The sequence below is a fragment of the Micromonospora sp. U21 genome (assembly GCF_018070045.1).
Taxonomy (GTDB): domain Bacteria; phylum Actinomycetota; class Actinomycetes; order Mycobacteriales; family Micromonosporaceae; genus Micromonospora.
This window is the reverse complement of the sequence record NZ_JAGPYK010000001.1, coordinates 436,892-456,432: the sequence shown is the minus strand read 5'-3', so window position 1 is coordinate 456,432 and position 19,541 is coordinate 436,892. Positions and strand designations below refer to the sequence as shown.

The window sequence follows — 19,541 nt, the reverse complement described above, 5'->3', positions numbered from 1 at the left end:
CCGCGTCAGGCCTGCTCAACCCGGGCCCAACCGCCCAGTGGGCGACGCTCGACCACCTGGGAGCCAGCCCGGGCGAGTGTGACCCATCCGTCCAATTGCGGACACCGCCGAGCGACGCGGCGGGCTCACCCCGGCGCATCCACCGGGACGCTCACTCGGCCGCGTGGTTGTCCCGCTCCAGCTCGCCCTCGGCATCGGCGAGTGCGTCGGCGTCGATCTGCTCGGCGAACTCGGCCGCCTCGGCGCTCTGCGCGGCGATCGCCTCCTTCACCGCACGGATCGCCACACCGGGCGGGTAGCCCTTGCGGGCCAGCATGCCCACCAGCCGCCGGAAGACCGCGTCGGGCTCGCCCCGAGCGGTGCGCAGCTTTCGCTCCACCAGGGCACGGGCGGTCTCCGCCTCGGTCTCCTCGTCCAACTCGCCGAGTGCCTCGGTGGCCACCTCGCCGTCCACGCCCTTCTGGCGCAGCTCGTTGGCGAGCGCCCGCCGGGCCAGGCCCCGTCCAGAGTGCCGACTGGAGACCCAGGCCCGGGCGAACGCGGCGTCGTCGATGATGCCGACCTCGTCGTACCGGTCGAGCACCTCGGCCGAGACCTGCTCGGAGATGCCCCGCTTGGCCAGCGCCCCGGCCAGCTCGGCGCGGGTGCGTGGCCGCACGGCGAGCTGGCGCAGGCAGATCTCGCGGGCCACCTCCGACTCGTCGCGAGGTGGCCCTGGGGACTCGGCCGCGTCAGCCTCCTCGGACCGGCCACGGCGACCCCGACGGGGGCGGGGCGGATCGCTGGCGTCGCCCGTACGGGACGGACTGGCATCCCAGCCCCGCCCCGTACGGGCGCGTCGTCCTGCCACGGGTCAGCGACCGGTCAGAAGTCGACCGGCGGCAGCTCCGGGCCACCGGCGGCGTCGCTCGCGCCGACCCCGACGCCGAGCTTCTCCAGGATCTTCTTCTCGATCTCGGCCGCCACGTCCGGGTTTTCCTTCAGGAACTCCCGGGCCTTCTCCTTGCCCTGGCCGAGCTGGTCGCCGTCGTAGGTGTACCAGGCGCCGGACTTGCGGATGATCGCCTGCTCCACGCCGACGTCGATCAGCGAGCCCTCGCGCGAGATGCCCTTGCCGTACATGATGTCGAACTCGGCCTGCTTGAACGGCGCGGCGACCTTGTTCTTCACGACCTTGACCCGGGTGCGGTTACCGACCACGTCGGTGCCGTCCTTGAGGCTCTCGATGCGCCGCACGTCGAGCCGGACCGACGCGTAGAACTTCAGCGCCCGGCCACCGGTGGTGGTCTCGGGGCTGTTGTGCACCATGACACCATCGACGAAGTAGTTGTGGTTGCCCTCGACCTCGATGTCGAACCGGTTCATCGAGCGCGCCTTGGGCTTGACGTGCACGTCGATGATCCGAGCCGGCACCGGCATGAGCTCCGCCGAAACGAACTGCGGCTCAACGACACACTGGCCACGGAATCGCGGCAGCAGCTTGGACTCCATCGCCGCTGGCACGTATGGCGCGATCAGTGCCTGGAACTTCGCCGTGGCCGCAGTGGTGAAGATGATCGACGTCGTCTGCCGGGTGCCACGAGCGACCAGCTTCACGTCCATGCCGTACGCGTCGCGCAGGTGCTCGACCAGACGCTCCCGACTTCCCTCGGCCATCGCCTCGACGCAGATCTCGATCCGGCCGGAGCCACCCTCGGTGCGCTCCTGCAGCCCCTTGGACCGCAGCGTGAAGCAGCCGTCGTCCATGAACCACACCGCCAGCGCCAACGGGGTCAGGGCCTTGAGATAATCCCAGCTCAGGTGCTTCTTACCGTCGCCGAGATAGACCGCTTGACGGAGCTCGTCCAGCTCAGGCAAAGGAGCGAAGTCGGCAAATGCAGCACCTCGGGTGTCAACCCGACGTGACACGGCGATGTTGCCGAGCAACGACACCTTCCAGTCGAGGTAGTCGACCTGCTGCGCGCCGTGGCCCAGGCGGAACCGAACGCCGGAACGGCCCTGACGATTCGGTGACAGGTTGCCATCACCCATCAGCGAGCCGAGGACGACCTGCCACTGCTGCTCACTGAGGCGCCGCGGCTCGGTCAGCATCACCCGGTCACCGGCGATCAACTCACCTGCCTCCCGCCAGCCGCCGGGCGTACGCACGAGGTGGTTGGAAGTCGCGGCGAACTGCGCGCGACCGTTACCACCCGACTTGGCGACGGTGAACTGGAGGAACTGCTCGGCCGGACCGTTGTTGAACCAGTTGGTGATCCGCTTGGGCTCCACCCGGTCAGTGTCCGGGTTGTAGGAGAGGACCTCGACGTCCATCCGCTGGTTGACGATCTTGCCGATCTTCTCCTGCGTGCCGTCGGCCAGGGTGACCCGGGTCGAGTACGACATGCAACCGAACATCACGCCGATCTTTTCCCGGAGCTGGTTGATGAAGATCGCCGTGGTGCCGGTGTTGCTGAGCACACCGGTGATCTTCCGCAGGGCTTGGCTCATCAACCGGGCCTGGAGACCCACATGGCTGTCGCCCATCTCGCCCTCGATCTCGGCACGCGGCACCAGGGCCGCCACCGAGTCGATCACGATGATGTCGATCGCGCCGGAACGGATCAGCATGTCCGCGATCTCCAGCGCCTGCTCGCCGGTGTCCGGCTGGGAGACCAGCATCGCGTCGGTGTCGACGCCGAGGGCCTTCGCGTAATCCGGGTCGAGCGCGTGCTCAGCGTCGATGAAGGCCGCGATGCCGCCGGCCCGCTGGGCACTGGCCACCGCGTGCAGCGCCACCGTGGTCTTACCGCTGGACTCGGGGCCGTAGATCTCGACCACCCGGCCGCGGGGCAGGCCACCCACGCCGAGCGCCACGTCGAGCGCGATGGAACCGGTCGGGATCACGGCGGTCTGGATGACGGGCCGCTCCCCCAGCCGCATCACCGAGCCCTTGCCGAACTGCTTGTCAATCTGAGCGAGAGCAAGGTCGAGTGCCTTCTCCCGGTCAGGCCCTGCTGCCATGGTTGCCACCCCTGCCTTCGCCGGCGTCTTTGCTGAGCTTCGCGTCACGCGGACACGCTAGGCGCTGGGTCCGACAGAAAACCAGCCGACGGGCCGCGAGCTGTGGACGAGCACCCCGCTGTGGACAATAGCCGAACAGGTGTACGACTCGACAAGTGACACGCGGAAGCCACGAAAAGGCTGCTCAGCGTAGTCGCGCGGGCACCCGGTCGGGGTACGCGGCGCAGACCGCCCGCCACACCACGTGCGTCTGCTCCCCCGACGCCAGCGCCTGCTCGATGGTGCGTCCATCGAGCTGGGACAGCACCTGGTCGCGGGCGATGCTGGCCGCGTAGCCGGGGCCGAACGCCTCCTCCAGCCGCGCCCAGAAGTCGGTCAGCCGCACGTGATCAGCCCTCCTCGTCTGGTGCCCCGGTCGGCACCGGGCGCAACGCTAGCGCCACCAGGGGCACCGTCGCGACCGCCGCGAGCAGGGCGAGCACCGGATAACCGGCCACCTGCATGACAAACCCGCTGACCATGGCGGCGCCCGCCCCGGCCAGCCCCATGGTCAGGTCGGACAGCCCCTGGACGCTCGGCCGCACACCGGCCGGCACCGACTCGGAGAGCAGCGTCGAACCGGCCACCATCGTCCCCGACCAACCCAGCCCGAGCAGGACCAGCCCCACCGAGAGCCGGGGCGTGTGGTGCCCGGCGGTGCCGGCGACCGCGCAGGCGGCCAGCAGCAGCCCCACCCCACCGAGGATCACCACCCGCCGGCCGAGCCGGTCGGTGAGCCAGCCGACCAGCGGCGAGAACGCGTACATGCCGGCGATGTGCAGGCTCAGCACGATGCCGACCAGCCGCAGCACGTCGGCGTCGGCGTGCGACTCACCGAGCCGGACCGGGGTCATCGACATCACCGCCACCATCACCAGGTGGCCGACCGCCACCGCCGCGATGCCGAGCCGGGCCGCCGGCCGTTCGCGTACCACCGACCAGGCCGCGCGCATCCCGGCGCCGCGCGACGGGCGCACCCCGACGGGAGCGGCGGCGGGTGCCGCACCGCCACCGACCGGGCCACCGTCCGCCGGCGCCTCGGCCGCCACGACAGTCGCCGGCACGTCGGCGGCGGGTGGCGCGTCGGCCGCCGCGAGACGACGCGCGGTGAGCAGCGGGTCGGGCCGGAGCAACCCGAGGAGTGCGCCACCAGCCAGCACGAACGCGACCGCACTGAACGCGAACGGGCCGGCCAGCGGTGGCAGCCCCCAACCGGTGGTGACCCGGTCGGCCAGCGCGGCGAAGTTCGGCGCGGCCACCGCGCCGATGGTGGTGGCCCACACGATCAGGGAGAGCTGCCGGCCCCGGCGGGCCGGCTCGGCGAGGTCCACCGCCGTGTAGCGGGCCTGGAGGTTCGCGGCGGTGCCTCCGCCGAAGAGCAGCATGCCGAGGAAGAGCAGCGGCACCCAGCGGGTGGCCGCGGCCAGCACCACCAGCACGCCGCCGACGGCCCCGACCGCGTAGGCCACCACCAGGCCCGGTCGCCGGCCGTGCCGCGCCATGATCCGGGTGACCGGGATGGCGAGCAACGCCGCGCCCACCACCCCGGCGCTCTGCGCCAGCCCGGCCGCCGCCGTGCCGGCGATCCGGGCGGCGAGCAGCGCGCCGACGGCGATGCCGATGGTCACGCCGACGCCGCCGATGATCTGGGTGGTGAAGAGCAGCCGCAGGGTACGCCGCTGGATCGGCGCGACGTCGGGCCGGACGGTACGCGGCGCGGTCAGGTCGGTGGCCATCGGCGCTCCTCAGGACGGGGGTGACCCATCCTCGCGCACCCGTGCCGATCAGCGGCAGTGGGTTTCGCTGTCGGCCGAGCCGACGCTCGTCACTCCGGCCGGCGTCCGGCGGGCAGGGCGCGGGCGGCGACGGTGAGGTCGGCGACCAGGCCCTCGTACGCCTTGTCCTGATCGTCGGCGCGCAGCACCGCGGACGGGTGGATGGTGGCGAGCAGGCGCGCCTCTGGCGCGTCGGCGACCCTGCCGGCACTGTCCACCGGCACCTGGGTGAAGTCCTCCGGATGCTGGGCCGACGCCGGCCAGGGCAGCAGCTCCCCGCGCTGCTTCGTCACCCGGAACGTCGGGCCGAGGAGCGCCTTCGCGGCGGTGGCGCCGAGCACCACGACGATCTCCGGGTCGAGCCGGGCGAACTCGGCGACCAGCCAGGGTCGGCAGGCGGTGATGTGCACCCGGTCCGGGGTTTGGTGGATACGCCGCTTGCCGCGCAGCTCGAAGCGGAAGTGCTTCACCGCGTTGGTCAGATAGATCTGCGAGGGGTCGAGCCCGGCGTCGTCGACGGCCTTGCGCAGCAGCCGGCCGGCCGGACCGACGAAGGGCAGCCCCTTCTGGTCCTCCATGTCGCCGGGCTGTTCGCCGACCAGCACCACCCGGGCACTCTCGTCGCCGCGGCCGAAGACCGTCTGCGTGGCGTCCCGGTACAGCTCGCACCCCTGGCAGCCGCCCGAGGCGGCGCGCAGCTCGTCGATGGTGTCCGCGCCCGGCGGGATGAACCGCTGGGCGCCCGGGGCGCTCCCGGTGTTCTCGGCCATGCCGACTGTTATATACCCGTTCGCCGCCCGCCGCCGGGTACGCCATGGTGGAGCGCCGGCATCCTCGCCCGCGCCGCGTCAGTACCCGTTGCCGCCACCATCACCACCGGACGCGATCGCGATCAGCACGATCACGATGATGATGATCACCACCGCCACCGCGATCCAGAGCCCCTTGCGCGAGCCACCTGAAGCCATGTCATCCACCTCCGGCGGCGCGCATACCCACCCCAACCGCCTCGAACCGTTGCGATCCCGCGCTTTCTGCCCACGAAGACGGACAGGCCGGCAGCCGAGCCAGATCCCGTGGATCAGGTGGAAAAGCCGGGGGGCGGGCTGGGATGGGCGGCGCGGGCCAGAGCGGTCGCCAGGGAGGACAGATCCTGGACGGTGAGAGGGCTGACGGTGATGCGGACGGCGGGCGGGGCGGCGATCCGGTAGAGGGCTCCGGGAGCCACCGACCAGCCGGCGTCGCGCAGTGCGGTGACCGCGCTGGTCTCGTCCGCCACCGGCAGCCAGACGTTGATGCCGCTGCGGCCGTGCGCGGGCAGGCCGTGCTCCGCCAGCGCGGTGAGCAACCCCTCGCGCCGCCGCTCGTAACTCTCCGCCGCCCGCTCCACCACCTCGGCGACCGCCGGGTCGCGCCACAGCGCCAGCACCAGCCGTTGGAGCACGGTGGAGACCCAGCCGGCGCCGACCCGCGTCCTGCCGGTCACCCGGGCCACCGTGGTCTCGTCGCCGGCCAGCACGGCCAGCCGCAGGTCCGGGCCGAAGGGTTTGCTCACCGAACGGAGGAAGGCCCAGCTCGCGGTCGCGCCGGCCAACGGATGCAGCGGTACGCGGGCCAGCTCGGCGGCGTGGTCGTCCTCGATCAGCAGCAGGTCCCGCCGGCCGGCGAGCAGCGCCCGCAGCTCCCTGGCCCGGGCGGCGGAGACGGCCGCGCCGGTCGGGTTCTGCGCCCGGCTGGTGACGACCAACGCCCGCGCGCCGGCGGCCAACGCGGCGGCCACCCCGGCCACCAGCGGCCCCTGGTCGTCCAGCGGTACGCCGATCGGGCGCAGCCCCAGCGCGGCGACCAGGTCGAGCAGGTTGGCCCAGCCCGGGTCCTCCACCGCGACCGCGTCGCCGGGGCGCAGGTGGGCGCCGAGCAGCCGCTCGATGCCGTCCAGCGCGCCACCGGTGAGGGTGAGCTCCCCGGCCGGCACACCGTCGGCACCCAGTCGGGCGCGGGCCGCCGCGGCCAGCTCGGGCAGCACGCCGGCGTCGGAGTAGCCGACCGGCGGGCCGGTTTCGGCGGCGAGCGCCGCCAGGTGTGGACCGAGGGCGGGCAGCAGCCGGGGATCGGGCTCACCCCGGGACAGGTCACGGGCCCCGGGCAACGGCGCCGGACGCAGCGCGGAGCGGCGGGCGGCCACCGGCGGACGGGGGCGGACCCGGGTGCCGTGCCGACCGGCGGTGGCGAGCAGGCCGCGTTGGCGCAGCTCCTGGTAGGCGCGGGCGACCGTCGCCGGACTGACGCCCAGCTCGGCGGCGAGCACCCGGACCGGCGGCAGGGCGGCACCGGGCGCCAGACCCCCCGTACGGATGCCCGACTCGATGCTGGCCGAAATCGCGACGGCCGTCGCTCCGACGAACTGATAGCGTGCTGACACAAATAAGAGATTGTACTAGAACAAAGGGGCGAGCATGTACCCACCCACCGCCCGGACCACCCCCAGCCGTTCCCGCGACCGGATGAGCTACGACCGGTCCGCCGCGCACGCCGTGCTCGACGAGGCGTACCACTGCGCGCTCGGGTTCACCGTTGACGGCCAGCCGCGGGTGCTGCCCACCCTGCACGTACGCATCGGCGAAACGCTCTATCTGCACGGCTCCACCGGCAGCCGGCCACTGCTCGCCGCCCGGGGCGACGGACTGCCGGTCTGCGTCACGGTGACCCTGCTCGACGGGCTGGTCTACGCCCGCTCCCAGTTCCACCACAGCGCCAACTACCGCTCGGTGGTCGCGCTCGGCACCGCCCGACTGGTCACCGACGAGCGGGAGAAGAGCGCCATGCTCACCGCTCTGGTGGAGAAGGTCGGTGCGGGACGCAGCGCGGCCAGCCGCCCGCCCAACCGGCGGGAGCTGGCCGAGACCGCCGTGCTGGCGCTGCCACTGCGCGAGGTGTCGGTCCGGGCCCGCACCGGTGGGGTCCGCGAGGACGAGGCCGACCTGCACCTGCCGCACTGGGCCGGCGTGCTGCCGCTGCGGCTCACCCCCGGCCTGCCGGAGCCGGACGCCGGGGTCACCGCGCCGCTGCCGGCGTACCTGCGAACGGCCCACACGCCCTGGCACGACCCGGCCCGGATGGCCGGCGAGCACGTCCGGCTGGAGCCGCTGGACATGGCGCACGCCGACGAGCTGCACACCGCCACCGCCGACGCGGAGGTCTGGCGGCACCTCAGCGTCACGCTGCCGACCACGCCGGCCGGGACCGCCGAGGTGATCGCCGCCGCGCTGGCCGCCCAGCACCGCGGCGAGCGGGTGGCCTGGGTGCAGCGCTGCGCGGCGACCGGGGCGGTGGTCGGCACCACCTCCTACTACGACATCGACCCGGAGCGGCGGTCGGTGGCGATCGGGCACACCTTCCTCGGCCGGCCGTGGTGGCGTACCGGCATCAACACCGAGGCGAAGCTGCTGCTGCTCAGCCGGGCCTTCGACGAGCTGGGCGCGGTGCGGGTGGCGTGGCACACCGACATCCGCAACGAGCGCTCGCAGGCGGCCATCGAGCGGCTCGGCGCCACCCGGGAGGGCGTGCTGCGGATGCACCGGCAGCGCCCGGACGGCTCCTGGCGAGACACCGTGCAGTACGCGATGACCGTCGACGAGTGGCCGAACGCACAGCTCAGGCTGCGGGAAAGGCTTCACCGGACGGCACCCGTGGCGTGATGATGGCGGGCGTGCTGGGGATCACCGACATCTGGACGTACGTGCTGGGCACCGTGGCCATCATCCTGCTGCCCGGGCCGAACTCGCTCTTCGTGCTCTCCACCGCCGCGAAGCGGGGCGTGGCGGCCGGTTACCGGGCGGCGGGCGGGGTGTTCGTCGGCGACGGAGTGCTGATGTTCCTCTCCGCCGCCGGGGTGGCGTCGGTGCTCAAGGCGTACCCACCGCTGTTCCTGGTGATCAAGTACGCCGGCGCCGCGTACCTCGGTTATGTCGGGGTGACCATGCTGCGCGGCGCCTGGCGGCGCTGGCGCGACCGCAACGACCCGAGCACGCCGCGGCTCATCGACGCCGCCGAGCCGGCGGCGATGCGCAGCCCGTTCCGCAAGGCGCTGGTTATCAGCCTGCTGAACCCGAAGGCGATCCTGTTCTTCATCTCGTTCTTCATCCAGTTCGTCGACCCCGGCTACGCCTGGCCGGCACTGTCGTTCCTGCTGCTCGGGCTGATCGCCCAGGTGACCAGCGCGATCTACCTGACCGCGTTGATCTTCGCGGGCACCTTCCTGGCCGCGCAGTTCCGCCAGCGTCGCCGCCTGGCCGCCGGCGGCACCACCGCCGTCGCCGCGCTCTTCCTCGCCTTCAGCCTCAAACTGGCCACCGCCAGCGCCGGCTGACCCGCCCGGGTCAGGTGCCGTCGCCGCCGGAGCCGCCGCCACCGGCACCGGCGGCGCCGGCGGTGCCACCGACGCCGTAGCCGGGCCGGACCGGCTCGTCGGGGTGGCGGCTGACGTGGGCGGACTCGTCGAGCTGAGCGGACCAGTCGGCGTGTGCCGCCGCCGCGGCGTGCCGGTTGATCGCCTGGCGCAGCCAGCCGTCCACGGTGGCGACCCAGTCCCGCCGGTCGGCGTCCGCATGCCAGATCCGGAACCGACTGATGCTCTGGTGGGTGATCCCGGCCAGCGCCAGCCGGCGGTCCACCCAGAGGATCGCCTCCAGGCCCGCCGAGTTGGTCACGAAGATCACCTCCAGCTCGGTGATCGGGCCGGCGTAGAGCGGCGCCACCCAGTAGCCCCACCGCTGGTGCAGCGGCAGGGTGTGCGCCACCCCCGGCAGCCCACCCTCCTGCAGCCCGGCCTGGCGAATCACGAAACCCAGCGTCTCCAGCGCCGCCAGCACGTGCTGCTGAGTCGGGATCGGGTGCACGAAGACCGGCACCATGGCCCCCTGATCCAGCTCCGGGTCGACGGAGACCTCGGTACGGAGCCCCATCCGCAGGCTCAGCAGCGGCACCCCGCCGAAGATGGTCACCGGGGTCTCCCACGGCAGCGGCAACGCGAAGTCGACCGCCCGCCGCCGACCGGCCGGTACGACGAACCGGCCGGCGATCGGCAGCTGAAAGAACTGCACCAGGCGCCGGGCGGCGGCCGGGTCGTCCGGCTCGACCGTGGTGACCAGGCCGAGCCGGATGTGCCGCACCAGTACGTCGTCCGGCCCGGCCGCCAACGTCACCCGCCCGGGCAGGCGCAGGCCCGGACGGGTACTCGGGTTGGGCAGCGTGGTCTGCACGGACAGCCCGGTCCAGCCGGACTCCCGGGACACCCCCGTCAGCCGCACCGCGCGCCCCCTTCCGGGACGGGACCCCGCTGGTCCACCAGCCGCGTCTACCCGGTCGAGGCCCCCTCAACTCTCGCGGACCCCGCGCGTGGCCACCTCGACTTCGACGAAGAGCAACCGCCCCTCCGCTTCATCGCAACCGCCGCCCGCGAGGCACCGGGTCGGTCTCGTCGTCGAACTCGCCGATGACCTCCTCCAGCAGGTCCTCCAGGGCGACGAAGCCGATCGGCCGCGCCGGGCCACCGCCGTTGCGCACCAGCGCGAGCTGGGACTGCCGCGCCCGCATCGCGGCCACCGCCTCGGTGACCGTGGACGTCGCGGGCAGCGTGAACGCGGACGTCATCAGCTCACCGGCGGTGGCGGCGCGACCGGTGGTGACCACCCGCACCGCCTCCCGCACGTGCACCAGGCCGCAGACGTCGCCCGCCACGTCCAGCACCGCCAGCCGGGACCGGCCGCTGTCCCGGCTGACCTGCTCGATCCGGTCCGCCGGGTCGTCCCGACGGACGGTGACCATGGTGGCGAACGGCTCCATCACCTGCGCCACCGACGTGCCCTGCAACTCCAGCAAGCTGGTGAGCAGTTGGTGCTGCTCGGCGCCGAGCAGCCCGTGCTCGCGGGACTGCTCCAGCAGGATCCGCAGCTCGTCCGGGCCGTGCACCTGGGCCAGCTGATCCTGCTGATTGACCCCGACCAGCCGCAGGATCGCGTTGGCCAGTGCGTTCAGCGCGGAGAGCACCGGCCGGGCCACCCGGGCGAAGGCACGGAACGGCAGCGCGAGCAGCGTCGCCGAGCGCTCCGCGTCGGTGATCGCCCACGACTTCGGCGCCATCTCCCCCACCACCAGGTGCAGGAAGGTGACCAACCCGAGGGCGAAGACCAGGGCGACCAGGTGGCTGGCCGCATCCGGCAGCCCCACCGCGTGCAGCAGCGGGCTGAGCAGGTGCTCGATCGCCGGCTCGGCCAGCGCACCGAGCCCCAGGGTGCACAGGGTGATGCCGAGCTGCGCGCCCGCCAGCATCAGCGACAACTCGCGGACACCGTCCAGGGCGGCCCGAGCCGCCCGGCCACCGCTGGCCGCCGCCTGCTCCAGGCGGTACCGCTTGCTGGCCACCAGGGCGAACTCGGCGGCCACGAAGAACCCGTTCAGCGCCAGCAGGATCACCGAGCTGAACAGCGCGATCCCGGGGCTCATGCGGGCACCTCGCCCGGCTCGGTCAGCTGCAACCGCACCGAGTCGGCCACGTGCCGGTCCACGGCCAGCACCTCGACCAGCGCCCGGGGTTCCGCGTCGCCGTCCTCGGCGTCGGCGCCCTCGGGCAGCAGGCTGATCTCCAGCCGGTCGCCGACCTCCGGCACCCGGCCCAGTTCCCGCATGACCAGGCCGGAGAGGGTGTCGTACTCCGGGGCCTCGGGCAGCGCGATGCCGGTACTGTCGGCGACCTCGTCGATCCGCCAGCGGGCCGGCACCACCCAGGACCCGTCGTCCTGCCGGGCGGGCGCCCGCTCCGGTGGGTCGTCCTCGTCCCGGATCGGGCCGACCAGCTCCTCGGCGATGTCCTCCAGCGTGATCACGCCGGCGAAGCCGCCGTACTCGTCGACCACGCAGGCCATCTGCCGATGCCCGGACCGCAGCCGGTCGAGCACGGTGGGCAACGGCAACGTCTCGGGCACCAGCAGCGGCGGCCCGGCCACCGCGCTCACCGGGGTGGTGGCCCGCTCCCCCGGCGGTACGCCGAGCACGTCGGCGATGCCGACGATCCCGATCAGGTCGTCGACGCCCTCCGCGCCGCGCACCGGGAACCGGGAGTGGCCGGTGTCCAGCAGCTCGACCACCCGGCTCACCGGCTCGTGCGCCCGTACGGTGTGCACGTCGACCCGGGGCACCATGGCCTCGCCGGCGGTCAGCTCGCGGAAATCCAGCCCCCGGTCGAGCAGCGTGGACATCTCCGCATCCAGGCTGCCCTCCTCGCGGGACTCGGCGATGATCTGTTCCAGGTCGGCCGGGGTGGCGCCGCTGGGCAGCTCCTCGATCGGCTCGACGCCGATCCGACGGAGCAGCCGCACCGACGCCCGGTCGAAGAGCCGGATCACCGGCCCGGCGACGGTGAGGTACATCAGGGTGGACCGGCTCAGCGCCCGGGCCAGCGGCTCGGCCCGGGCGATGGCCAGGTTCTTCGGGGCCAGCTCACCGAGGACCATCTGGACCACGGTGGCGATGACCAGCGCCAGTGCCACCGACAGCGGCAGGCTGACCGCCTCGCCGACGCCGGCGACGCCGAGCAGGTCGGCGAGGCCGCCGCCGAGGTACGGCTCGGCGACGTACCCGACCAGCAGCGCGGTGACGGTGATGCCGAGCTGCGCGCCGGAGAGCATGAAGGAGAGCCGGCTGGTGACGGTCAGGGCCCGGGCGGCGGCCGCGTCGCCGTCATCGGCGAGCTGGCGGAGCTTGCCCCGGTCGACGGCGACATAGCCGAACTCCTGCGCCACGAAGTAACCGGTGGCGGCGGTGAGCACGATGATCAGAAGGAGACCGACGACGATCAACACGGGTCGCTCAGGGCTCCCGGGGTCGTCGGAACGGGAATATGCCGGGCACGACCCGGCTGGCTACTGCTGCCCTCCTGGGCAGAAGAGTCGATCATGCCTCCATTTTATCGGCGCTGGCTGGGACTCCGCTGAGGGTGGGCCGAAGGCGCCGATCGTCCGGTTCCTGAGCGGTGGCCCAGGCCGTCACCCCGGCCCCGCCGGCCCACCGCCCGGTCCGCGTTCGGCCAACTCGTCCGCGTCGAGCAGGTCCCGGTCGAACCGGCCGGCCCGGTACGCGGTCCGGCCGATCATCTGTGCCGCGACGGGTGCGGTGGCCAGCTGGAAGACCGCCACCAGCATGATCATGCCGACATCCGTCTGGGAGCGCAGCCGCAGCGTGATGCCGAGCAGCAGCAGGAGCACCCCGAGCACCTGCGGTTTGGTGGCCGCGTGCATCCGGGACAGTGCGTCCGGAAAGCGCAGCACGCCGATCCCGGCGGCCAGGCCGAGCAGCGCGCCGGCCACCAGGCAACCGGCACCGAGCCAGTCGGCGATCGTCCCGATCATTCCGGCTCCCGAACGGCGAAGCGGACCAGCGACACCGAGCCGACGAAGCCGAGCAGGGAGAGCACCACCAGGACGGGCAGCGTGGTGGCGTGCCGGTTGACCGCCGCCTCGGCGCCCACCGCCCCGACCATGGTGGCGAGCAGCATGTCCGCGGCGATCACCCGGTCCAGCAGCGACGGGCCCCGGTAGAGCCGGGTCAGCGCGAGCAGCGCGGTCACCGAGAGCAGGACGGTGAGGACGACGGCCAGGAACGTGGTCACGGGAGGGTTCCCTTCTCGACAGCATCGGTCTCGACGCGGCGCAGTTCGGCGGCGGAGCCCACCGCACGGACGATCCGCCGCTCGACGGCGAGGGTGCGCTTGCGGGCCAGGGTCAGCTCTCCCGGCCCGTGGGTGTCCAGCACGTGCACGTAGAGCGTGCCGGAATCCCGGTCGACCTCGAGGATCAGCGTGCCGGGCACCAGCGAGACCGCCTCCGCGGTGAGCGCCAGGTTCAGGTCGGTGGGCACCCGCAGTCGCACCGCGATGATCGCCCCACGCGGTCGGTAGCCGGGCTGCACCGCGATCCGGGCCACGTGCATGCTCGCGCCGACCAGCTCGACGCCGAAGCTGACCGCGAACACCAGCAGTGCGCGGGGGCGCAGCCGGCCGGCGAAGGTGACCGTCGGCAGCGGGAAGAACAGCAGCACCGCGCCGCCCACCAGCAGACCTCCGACCAGGTTCGCCCAGTTGACCTCGCCCCAGAGCAGGCTCCAGACCACCACCAGCCAGCCCAGCGCCAGTGCCTGGTCCCGCCAGCGCCCGAGCCGGCGCCGACGTGGCGCGGCCGGCTCGTCGGCGCCGCTCGGGGCCGTCCCGCCCGGGCCGGTCACGGCGTGCCGCCCGGCAGCACGGCCCGCAGGTACGGGGTGCGTGAGCGCAGGTCGGCGGCCGCGTCGGCGGTGACCTCGAAGAGCGGACCGGCCAGCACGGTCAGCGCCAGCCCGAACGCGACCAGGGCCACGGTGGCCCCGACCATCAGCCTGGGCAGCCGGACGGCCGGCTCGGTGGTGGCCAGTCGGGGCGACCGCCAGAAGGCGATGTTCCACACCCGGGAGGCCACGTACAGGGTGAGCAGGCTGGTCAGCGCGCCGGCCGCGACGAGCACCCCGGGCAGCGGCCCGCCGGCCGCCACCCCGGCCTGGAGCAGGCCGAGCTTGCCGAGGAAACCGGAGAACGGTGGCACGCCGGCGAGGTTCATCGCCGGGACGAAGAACAGCACGCCGAGCAGCGGCGCCATTCGGGCCAGCCCGCCGAGGCGGCGCAGGTCGGTACTGCCGGCCCGGACCTCGACCAGCCCGGCGACCAGGAAGAGCGTGGTCTGGATGGTGATGTGGTGCACCACGTAGAAGATCGCGCCAGAGAGCCCCGCGATGGTGCTCAACGCCACCCCGAAGATCATGTAACCGATGTGGCTGACCAGCGTGAACGAGAAGAGCCGCTTCATGTCGGACTGGGCCACCGCGCCGAGGATGCCGACCACCATGGTCAGCCCGGCGACGACCATGAGCAGTTCGTCGGCCTGCCCGCCCGGAAAGAGCAGCGTCTCGGTGCGGATGATCGCGTAGACGCCCACCTTGGTCAGCAGCCCCGCGAAGACCGCGGTGACCGGAGCCGGCGCCGTGGGGTAGCTGTCCGGCAGCCAGGCCGAGAGCGGGAAGACCGCCGCCTTGACGCCGAACGCGAGCAGCAGCATCAGCTCCAGGGTGAGCCGGACGCCGGCGGGCAGGTCGTCGAGGCGCTGGGCGAGTTGGGCCAGGTTGAGTGTGCCGGTGGCCGCGTACACCAGCCCCACCCCGGCCAGGAAGATCATCGAGGAGAGGATGCTGACCACCACGTACGTCGACCCGGTGCGGATGCGGGTCTCGGTGCCGCCCAGGGTGATCAGCACGAAGCTGGCGGCCAGCAGGATCTCGAAGCCGACGAAGAGGTTGAACAGGTCACCGGCGAGGAACGCGTTGGTGACGCCCGCGGTGAGCACCAGGTACGTCGGGTGGAAGATGACCACCGGTGCGCTCTCGCCGGTCTCGCTGCGGCCCTGGCCGACCGAGTACAGCAGCACGCAGAGGGTGACCGCCGAGGAGACCACCAGCATCAGCGCGGCGAGTTGGTCGGCGACCAGGACGATGCCGACCGGCGCCGGCCAGCCGCCGATCGCCAGCACCACCGGCCCGTGCCGGTACGCCTGCACCAGCAGCAGCAGCGCCACGGTGAGGGTGCCGCACAGGCACAGCACGCTGACCGCGCGTTGGAGCCCGGGTCGGGCGGCCAGCAGCAGGGTCAACGCCGCGCCGAGCAGCGGCATCACCACCGGCAACGGCAGCAGCCGGCTCATCGTGTCCCCCGCGGCCCGGCCATCACACCTCGTCCCCGCGCCGCAGCCGGCGCCGGGCGGGCTCGGGATCGACCTGCTCCGGGTCGTCGTCCGGGCCCTCCCCGCCGAGATCGACGGTGCCCACCTCGTCACGCTCGGCCCGGCGGACGATCTGCCGGTCCTCCAGGTCGTCGGGCACCTCATCGTCGCCGGTGAGGTACCAGCTCCGGTACGCCACGGCGAGCAGGAACGCGGTCAACCCGAAGGTGATCACGATGGCGGTCAGCACCATGGCCTGCGGCAGCGGGTCGCTCATCCGGTCCACCGGGCCGGTGCCGACGATCGGCGCCTCACCGGACCGACCGCCCAGCAGGATCAGCAGGTTGACCCCGTTGCCGAGCAGGATCACGCCCAGCAGGATCCGGGTCAGACTGCGCTCCAGCAGCAGGATCACCCCGCAGCCGACCAGCACCCCGACGGCGAGCACCAGCACCAGCACGGGCCCGGGGCCGCTGGTGGTCATGACCGGTCCCCCTTGTCGACGGCGAGCCCCCCGGTGGCGGTCCCGGTCGCCTCGATGTGCCGGTCCACCTCGGCCCCGAGGCTGCGCAGGATGTCCAGCACCAGCCCGATCACGACCAGGTAAACGCCGATGTCGAAGAAGAGCGAGGTGACCAGATGTGCGTCGCCGACCAGCGGTAGGGACCGGTCGACCTTGGCGCTCTCCAGCACCGATCCACCGGCCAGCAGCGCCACCACACCGGTACCCACCGACAGGGCCAGCCCGGCACCGAGGACGGTGCCGGCGCCGACCGGTGCGGCCTCGGCCAGCTCGTACCGGCCGCCGGCCAGGTAGCGGACCACCAGAGCGAGGCCCGCCACCAGCCCGCCGGCGAAGCCGCCGCCCGGCGCGTTGTGCCCGGAGAAGAGCAGGAACAGGGAGAACAGCACCACGGTGTGGAATATCAGCCGGATGATCACCTCCAGCACGATGGAGCGGCGCTCCTCGTACAGCGTGGGGCCGCCGCGCAGCCACACCGGCCGGTCGGTCTGGTCCGCCGGGCCCGCCGGGCCCGCCGACTCTGCCCGGCGTGGCCGGGGCCCGGTGCGGGACCGCTCGAAGATCAGGCTGGCGACCCCGGTCGCCGCCACCACCAGCACGGCCAGCTCACCCATGGTGTCCCAGGCCCGGATGTCGACCAGGGTCACGTTGACCACGTTGCGGCCGTACCCCTGGGCCACCGCCAGGTCCGGGAAGGCGCTGGAGATGTCCGGCGCCCGGCGGGCACTGGCGGCGACGAGGGCCAGCCCGGCGGCCGCAATGCCCGCCGTCACTCCGATCGCCCGGCGTGCCCAACGGCTGCGGCGCAGCGGACGGGCCGAGAACCGGTTGGGCAGGCGGCGCAGCACCAGCACGAAGATCGCGATGGTCGCGGTCTCCACCAGGAACTGCGTGAGCGCGAGGTCGGGCGCGCCGTGCAGGACGAACAGCATGGCGCTGCCGTAGCCGGTCACGCCCACCAGCAGCATCGCGGTCAGCCGGCGGCGGGCTCTGACCGCCAGCACCGCGGCCACTCCGATCACCAGCACGACCACCGGTTGCAGCGGGGTGTCCCAGAACGGGATCCGGGCCCGCCACGGTCTAACGGCGAGCATCGCCCCGCCGGGCAGCAGCACCAGGACGACCAGGATGATCCCCAGATACTGCGGCAGGGAGCCGCGCTGGGTCGCTCCGGTGACCTCGACGGCCATCCGGTCGAACCGGCCCACGATCCACTCGTACCCCTGGCTGCCGCTGACCGGCCAGCGGAGCCGGGCCAGCACCGGGGCGAACGGCCCGCGCAGCGCGAAGAGCAGGCCGCCGCCGGCGAGCGCCAGCACGGACAGTCCGAGCGCCGGGGTCGGTCCGGACCAGAGCGTCAGATGCGCGTGCACCCCGCCGAGCAGATCGGCGTACGGGCGCAGCAGTCCGTCCAGCAGTCCGGCGGCCGGGCCGGCGAGCAACCCGACGCCGGCCAGCACCGCCGGTGGGACCAGCAGCGACCCGGCGATCGGGCCCGCCTGGACCGGCTCCACGCCGGGCCGGTCGGCGAACGCGCCCCAGACGAAGCGGGCGCTGTACGCGACGGTGAGCACCGTCCCGGCGACCAGACCGGCGAGGAGCAGCGGCCGGTCGGTGAACGCCGCGAACACCGCCTCCTTCGCCACGAAGCCGACCAACGGCGGCACGCCGGCCATCGACGCGGCGGCCAGCACCGCGACCACGAACAGCGGTCGGGACCAGTGCCGCAGCCCGGACAGCTCGCGCAGGTCGCGGGTGCCGGCGCCGTGATCGATGACGCCGACGACCAGGAACAGCGCCGCCTTGAACAGCGCGTGCGCCAGCAGCATCGCCGTACCGGCCAGCGCGGCGTCCGGCGTGCCGGACCCGGTCACCACGACCAGCAGACCGAGCTGGCTGACCGTCCCGTACGCCAGCAACAGCTTCAGGTCGGTCTGCCGCAGTGCCGCCCAGCCCCCGACCAGCATGGTGGCCAGGCCCGCGACCTGCACCACGGGCCGCCAGGGGCCGACCACGGCCAGCACCGGCGCGAGCAGCCCGACCAGGTAGACGCCGGCCTTGACCATGGCGGCCGCGTGCAGGTACGCGCTGACCGGCGTTGGTGCCGCCATCGCGACCGGCAGCCAGGAGCTGAACGGCAGCACCGCCGACTTGGACAGCGCGCCGGTCAGGATCAGCAGCACGGCGGTGACCAGGTAACCGCCGCCGGGTAGCGGCTGTGCGGCGATCTCCGACCAGCGGTAGCTGCCCGCGTGCTCGCCGAGCAGGATGAACCCGACCAGCATGGCCAGCCCGCCCAGCGTGGTGACCGTCAGCGCCTGCGCCGCCGCCCACCGGCTGGACCGCCGTTCGGTGCTGTGCCCGATCAGCAGGTACGAGAAGATCGTGGTCAGCTCCCACCCGACGTAGAGCAGCAGCAGGTCGTCGGCGAAGACCAGGACGAGCATCGCTCCGGCGAAGGCGACCAGGACGGCGACGAACTGCGCCAGTCCGATCGAGCCTGCGGCGAAGTACCGGGCGCTGTAGATCAGCACCAGCGCGCCGACGCCGCCGATCAGCAGGGTCATCAGCCAGGACAGCGTGGTGAGCCGCAGCGCGACGTCGAGGCCCAGCTGCCGGATCCACGGGTACGTCTCGACCACCGCCCCGCCGTGGGCGACGGCCGGCGTGCGGGCCACCGCCCAGCCGAACGCGGCTGCCGGCGCCAGCGCCAGCGGGTAGCACGCACGGGGACCCCACCACCGAACGAACAGCGGCGCGACGAGAGCTGCCACGAGATGGAGGATGAGTAGTACCAGCACCCGCGCTCCCGGTCGAGGTGGCCGACGCCCGTGCAGCGGTGGCGCCTAGCAGCGATCAGACGCCAGTTCGTCGCCCGTCGGGCCGTTTTGCCGGAATTCGTCCAGGTTGCGTGGTGAGGATGTGGCTGATGTGCGAGTGCGGCCGGCGTCAGAGGTGCGGCCGGCGTCAGCGCAGCAGGGCGTCCCCGACGGGCAGCGCGTCGTCGGGGACGGGACGGTCGCGGCGCAGCTCGGCCAGCAGGTCGACGCGGCCGAGCTGGCGGGCGACCTTGTCGACCACCCGCTCCGCGGCGGCCAGCGACCGCACCGAGAGCAGCCGGCCGCGGCTCTCCCGGCGCAGCACGAAGTAGTGGACGGCGACGCGGACCTGGCCGCGGTCGGCGGCGCTGGCCTGCGCGGTGGAGATGACGAGCTCACGCAGGCAGCGGGCGAGGCGTTCGGCGAGCTCGAGCTCCGGCCCGTGCAGGCCGCCACGGAGCGTGGCGAGGTGGCTGTCGACCTTGCGGATCAGCACGTCGGTGCCGGGTTCGACATTCCGCTGCTCGCCGGCCATCCGATCCCCCCACCCCGGTTCGCGTTGCGAGTGAAGTTACTTTATGTTGCT

The 19,541-nt window shown here is 72.9% G+C and carries 18 protein-coding genes and 2 pseudogenes; 2 read left to right on the top strand and 18 right to left on the bottom strand.

Translation table 11 applies throughout. The features are described 5' to 3' along the window. Nucleotides 1-151: 151 nt before the first annotated feature. From KBX63_RS02180 to KBX63_RS02155, 8 genes and pseudogenes are all read right to left on the bottom strand, one after another. A complete protein-coding gene (locus tag KBX63_RS02180) occupies nt 152-850 on the bottom strand; it encodes a regulatory protein RecX (RefSeq protein ID WP_210907320.1) in 699 nt (232 codons plus the stop codon). Nucleotides 851-864: 14 nt separating this feature from the next. Continuing rightward, nucleotides 865-1,365, bottom strand: coding sequence for a hypothetical protein (locus KBX63_RS36220; protein WP_374102177.1), 501 nt, complete (start codon nt 1,363-1,365; stop codon nt 865-867). A 171-nt stretch (nt 1,366-1,536) separates the two neighbouring features. After that, nucleotides 1,537-2,148: pseudogene (locus KBX63_RS36215) on the bottom strand (recombinase RecA); the annotation flags it as partial. Between the two features lie 3 nt (nt 2,149-2,151). Further along, nucleotides 2,152-3,003, bottom strand: a pseudogene (recA, locus tag KBX63_RS36210) (recombinase RecA); the annotation flags it as partial. Between the two features lie 184 nt (nt 3,004-3,187). After that, the gene (locus KBX63_RS02170; protein WP_074318010.1) at nt 3,188-3,388 is read right to left on the bottom strand and encodes a DUF3046 domain-containing protein; all 201 of its coding nucleotides are present in this window, start codon (nt 3,386-3,388) and stop codon (nt 3,188-3,190) included. 4 nt (nt 3,389-3,392) lie between these two features. Further along, the gene (locus tag KBX63_RS02165) at nt 3,393-4,778 is read right to left on the bottom strand and encodes an MFS transporter (protein WP_210907316.1); all 1,386 of its coding nucleotides are present in this window, start codon (nt 4,776-4,778) and stop codon (nt 3,393-3,395) included. A gap of 89 nt (nt 4,779-4,867) precedes the next feature. Next, a complete protein-coding gene (locus tag KBX63_RS02160) occupies nt 4,868-5,587 on the bottom strand; it encodes a UdgX family uracil-DNA binding protein (RefSeq protein ID WP_210907314.1) in 720 nt (239 codons plus the stop codon). A 311-nt stretch (nt 5,588-5,898) separates the two neighbouring features. Further along, nucleotides 5,899-7,239, bottom strand: a complete 1,341-nt coding sequence (locus tag KBX63_RS02155; protein WP_210907312.1) for an aminotransferase class I/II-fold pyridoxal phosphate-dependent enzyme — start codon at nt 7,237-7,239, stop codon at nt 5,899-5,901. A gap of 34 nt (nt 7,240-7,273) precedes the next feature. Between KBX63_RS02155 and KBX63_RS02150 the strand changes: the two genes are divergently transcribed. Both KBX63_RS02150 and leuE read left to right on the top strand, forming a co-directional pair. After that, complete coding sequence (locus tag KBX63_RS02150; RefSeq protein WP_210907304.1) at nt 7,274-8,515, top strand: bifunctional pyridoxamine 5'-phosphate oxidase family protein/GNAT family N-acetyltransferase; 1,242 nt, start codon at nt 7,274-7,276, stop codon at nt 8,513-8,515. Further along, nucleotides 8,515-9,186, top strand: coding sequence for a leucine efflux protein LeuE (leuE, locus tag KBX63_RS02145; RefSeq protein WP_210907650.1), 672 nt, complete (start codon nt 8,515-8,517; stop codon nt 9,184-9,186). The genes KBX63_RS02150 and leuE overlap by 1 nt, the downstream gene beginning before the upstream one ends. Nucleotides 9,187-9,196: 10 nt before the next feature. Here the strand turns inward: leuE and KBX63_RS02140 are convergent, their stop codons facing one another. The 10 genes from KBX63_RS02140 to KBX63_RS02095 all read right to left on the bottom strand — a co-directional run bounded on the left by KBX63_RS02140 (nt 9,197) and on the right by KBX63_RS02095 (nt 19,490). Beyond that, nucleotides 9,197-10,126 carry a sporulation protein gene (locus KBX63_RS02140; protein WP_210907302.1) on the bottom strand — a complete coding sequence of 310 codons (930 nt, stop codon included), beginning with the start codon at nt 10,124-10,126 and terminating at the stop codon, nt 9,197-9,199. A gap of 130 nt (nt 10,127-10,256) precedes the next feature. Further along, nucleotides 10,257-11,321 (bottom strand): hemolysin family protein, encoded by a 1,065-nt coding sequence (locus KBX63_RS02135; RefSeq protein WP_210907300.1) that lies wholly within the window; start codon nt 11,319-11,321, stop codon nt 10,257-10,259. Continuing rightward, entirely contained in the window at nt 11,318-12,676 is a 1,359-nt protein-coding gene (locus tag KBX63_RS02130) for a hemolysin family protein (protein WP_210907298.1), read from the bottom strand. The genes KBX63_RS02135 and KBX63_RS02130 overlap by 4 nt, the downstream gene beginning before the upstream one ends. A 183-nt stretch (nt 12,677-12,859) precedes the next feature. Then, nucleotides 12,860-13,222 (bottom strand): monovalent cation/H(+) antiporter subunit G, encoded by a 363-nt coding sequence (gene mnhG / locus KBX63_RS02125; protein WP_210907296.1) that lies wholly within the window; start codon nt 13,220-13,222, stop codon nt 12,860-12,862. Then, nucleotides 13,219-13,482, bottom strand: a complete 264-nt coding sequence (locus tag KBX63_RS02120) for a monovalent cation/H+ antiporter complex subunit F (RefSeq protein WP_210907294.1) — start codon at nt 13,480-13,482, stop codon at nt 13,219-13,221. The genes mnhG and KBX63_RS02120 overlap by 4 nt, the downstream gene beginning before the upstream one ends. Further along, entirely contained in the window at nt 13,479-14,093 is a 615-nt protein-coding gene (locus KBX63_RS02115) for a Na+/H+ antiporter subunit E (RefSeq protein WP_210907292.1), read from the bottom strand. Before KBX63_RS02115 ends, KBX63_RS02120 begins: the two co-directional genes overlap by 4 nt. Then, nucleotides 14,090-15,595: a Na+/H+ antiporter subunit D gene (locus KBX63_RS02110; RefSeq protein ID WP_210907290.1), complete on the bottom strand. Its 1,506-nt coding sequence runs from the start codon at nt 15,593-15,595 to the stop codon at nt 14,090-14,092. Before KBX63_RS02110 ends, KBX63_RS02115 begins: the two co-directional genes overlap by 4 nt. Before the next feature lie 22 nt (nt 15,596-15,617). After that, complete coding sequence (locus tag KBX63_RS02105) at nt 15,618-16,097, bottom strand: Na(+)/H(+) antiporter subunit C (RefSeq protein ID WP_210907278.1); 480 nt, start codon at nt 16,095-16,097, stop codon at nt 15,618-15,620. Beyond that, nucleotides 16,094-18,937 (bottom strand): Na+/H+ antiporter subunit A, encoded by a 2,844-nt coding sequence (locus KBX63_RS02100; RefSeq protein WP_210907276.1) that lies wholly within the window; start codon nt 18,935-18,937, stop codon nt 16,094-16,096. Before KBX63_RS02100 ends, KBX63_RS02105 begins: the two co-directional genes overlap by 4 nt. 166 nt (nt 18,938-19,103) lie before the next feature. After that, nucleotides 19,104-19,490, bottom strand: coding sequence for a hypothetical protein (locus KBX63_RS02095; protein WP_210907274.1), 387 nt, complete (start codon nt 19,488-19,490; stop codon nt 19,104-19,106). Between the last annotated feature and the right edge of the window lie 51 nt (nt 19,491-19,541).